This window comes from Legionella drancourtii LLAP12 (assembly GCF_000162755.2).
Taxonomy (GTDB): Bacteria; Pseudomonadota; Gammaproteobacteria; order Legionellales; family Legionellaceae; genus Legionella; species Legionella drancourtii.
Window position 1 is genome coordinate 5,827 of the sequence record NZ_JH413814.1, and the last position, 3,206, is coordinate 9,032.

Genomic DNA, 3,206 nt, shown 5'->3' on the forward strand with positions numbered 1-3,206 from the left:
TTCTTCATCTAAAACAGCAATGCCTAAATCATGTGCCTTATCTAATTTAGAACCAGCCTCACTTCCAGCAATCACATAATGAGTCTTAGCAGACACACTACCACTAACCTTGGCGCCTAAGGCAAACAATTTTGCCTTTGCCTCTTCACGTCCCATGCTCGTTAACGTGCCGGTTAATACCACTGTTTTACCAAAAAAAGGATGTTCCTGATTAATTTGTTTCTTCTCAAGCTTTGGCCAGTGAATGCCTAGGGCTAACAAACGCTCAATAACCTGTAAATTATGTTCTTGAGCAAAGAAATGCACTACATAAGAGGCTCCCACTGGCCCAATGTCATTCAGGCTCATTAATTCTTCTTCAGTTGCAGTTAAAATAGAGGGGATATCACCAAAATGCTCCGCTAAAACGCGAGCACTTGCTTCACCAATTTCTCTAATTCCCAAAGCATACAGAAAACGATGAAATGTCGTTTTTTTACTTTGCTCTAAAGCATGCAGCAAATTGTGCGCGGACTTCTCCCCCATTCTGGGAAGATTTGCCAAAGTTGCCACATCAAGTTCATAGAGATCAGGCAAATGACGGATAATACCCTCGTCAACCAACTGTTCAATTAACACCGAGCCAAGACCTTCAATGTGCATCGCTTTACGTGAAGCAAAATGCCACATCATGCGTTTTAACTGTGCCTTGCAAAATAAGCCGCCCACGCACCGAGCAACCGCCTCACCTTCCTCGCGCACCACATCAGAACCACACACCGGACACGATTGAGGCAGATGAATCGTCTTCGTATCTGCAGGGCGTTTTTCTAAAACGACAGACACCACCTCAGGAATCACATCGCCAGCACGACGAATTACCACCGTGTCACCAATACGAATGTCTTTACGAGCAATTTCATCCATATTATGTAAGGTCGCATTACTCACAGTAACGCCTGCGACACTAACAGGCTCCAAACGTGCTACAGGCGTTAAAGCGCCAGTTCGCCCTACTTGAAAATCAACCGCTAAAAGTACGGTCATTTCTTCTGAGGCAGGAAATTTATGTGCACAGGCAAAACGTGGAGCGCGTGAAATAAAACCCAGTTGTTGTTGCAAGGGTATGCTGTCAATTTTGTAAACAACCCCATCAATTTCAAAAGGCAGTTCGGTACGTCTGGCCAAGATATTATGGTAGTACTCTAAACAGCCAGCAATCCCTACCTTTCTTTGCGTTTCAGAAGAAACACGAAAGCCAAATTCCCGAAGTAATTGCAATTGCGCTAAATGACTGTCGGGCAAATGATAACCCTCGCAAGCACCAATGCCATAACAATAAATGGCTAGAGGTCGGTGCGCAGTAACTGCAGGATTTAATTGACGTAAACTACCAGCAGCTGCATTGCGCGGGTTAGCAAAGGTTTTCTCCCCCAATATCTGGGCATTTTTATTGTATTCTTCAAAGCCGGCTTTGGGCATATACACTTCACCACGCACCTCGATAAGCCGCGGTGGCTTATCTGTTCTTAGCGTTAAAGGCACAGAAGCAATGGTTTTAATATTGGCAGTAATGTTTTCACCAGTAGTCCCATCACCACGTGTGGCAGCAGAAACTAATACGCCATTTTCGTAAGTCAGATTAACCGCTAAACCATCCAACTTAGGCTCACAGGTAAAAACCAATTCTTGATTGGGTTCATCCAATTTTTCCGTTACACGCTTGATAAATCCCTGCAATTCTTCATCAGTAAATACGTTTGAAAGAGAAAGCATTGCTTGTTTATGAGCAACGGGCATAAACGCATCAGCAGGTGTACCACCAACACGTTGTGTTGGTGAATCTGCCGTAATTAATTCCGGATGTTGCGTTTCTAACTCGTGCAATGCGCGAAAGCATCGATCGTATTCCACATCAGGAATAAGCGGCTCATCAAGCACATAGTAATGATAATCATATTGTCTGATTTTATCTTTCAGCTCGTTGAGCCGTTCTTTAATTTCATCAATGCTCATTAAAAACCATCCGTAAAAAAGATTCTACGCCATCTCCTCACAAGTGGAGATACTGTTCGCGGGCCATCGAAATCGATGTGAGAACAACGTAAGTTCGAGATAAAAAATCGGAACAAGCACTTATCCCAAACTCACATTAAAACATTAGTTTATCACTAAAAATTATGCTATAGATACATGTCGACTTAAGATGAGGCATGATAAAAATGGACTTTCAACGTGTTTTAACTGCGCTTATATTATTTTTGATGTCAACATTAATCCAAGCTGCCGAAAACCCTGGCATTGCCTTTGTGCACGGAACCAATGATCATCGCAATGATGCCTATGGAATTTACTGGAAAGTCGATTTTATCGACAGCATAGCTCAAAGCTTACCAAATCCTGAAAATTACTATGTAGTCCATTGTGATTACAGTAAATACATGTGGGATGAGGATGCCGGTGATTGCACGGCCGATCAATTATTAAAATTTATAAAGGATAAAAACATTAGCTCGCTTACCATATACACGCACTCCAATGGCGGCAATGTCCTGCGCTGGATTTTATCAAATCCAACTTACAGCACTCGCTACATGCGTCTAAAAGAAAAAATAAGCCAGGTGATCGCCTTAACTCCCTCCAGTAACGGTACCCCAATCGCCGATTTGGTGCTCAGTGGCCATGTTTTAGGCGCGAATTTATCGTGGCTCTTAGGGTTTCAGGGCGATGCCATTAAACAACAACGCATTGGCGACATGCGCATCTATAATGAAGAATTATTATTTGGTACTAAAGGTCGCCCAGTTTTACCAGTACCATTCAAGGCTGTCATTGGTACTGATGTTATTGCCTCACCTTTATCATCTGCCAGCTATTGCAATGGCTATCTACTCAATAGTGGATTAAAAATTTCGAACTTATATCTTGATAAATGTGCTGATGGCTTTTTAAACTGCAGTTCACAAAATGCCGCAGGCGAAGTTTGGTTTTATGACAAAGATAAATTAGAAAATAATCTGACCTTGAGCCATAACCAAAGCAGGCATTCCTGCTTCGGGATGGACAAAATTCTTATTAGTGCCTTGGATACAAAAGGAGCTGTACAATGAAAACAACCCAACTTTTTTTATTGTCTGCATTTTGCTTTTCACAAGCACATGCATACACATTACCACAGCACCCAACTAAGGCTTATGAATGTGATGAGTGCGATAAATTATCTCATG

2 protein-coding genes are annotated in these 3,206 nt (G+C 42.2%); one reads left to right on the forward strand and one right to left on the reverse strand.

Annotated features, from left to right (window positions below):
- Window positions 1-1,995, reverse strand: a 1,995-nt coding sequence (gene ligA / locus LDG_RS06495) for an NAD-dependent DNA ligase LigA (protein ID WP_040534746.1), incomplete at its 3' end; no start/stop codon positions are given.
- A gap of 206 nt (window positions 1,996-2,201) precedes the next feature.
- Here ligA and LDG_RS06500 point away from each other — a divergent pair.
- Window positions 2,202-3,089, forward strand: a complete 888-nt coding sequence (locus tag LDG_RS06500) for a hypothetical protein (protein ID WP_006870420.1) — start codon at window positions 2,202-2,204, stop codon at window positions 3,087-3,089.
- Window positions 3,090-3,206: the final 117 nt, after the last annotated feature.

Excerpts from the sequence above, each read along its gene's own strand:
- LDG_RS06500 (WP_006870420.1), top strand. The coding sequence starts at position 2,202 with ATGGACTTTCAACGTGTTTTAACTGCGCTTATATTATTTTTGATGTCA.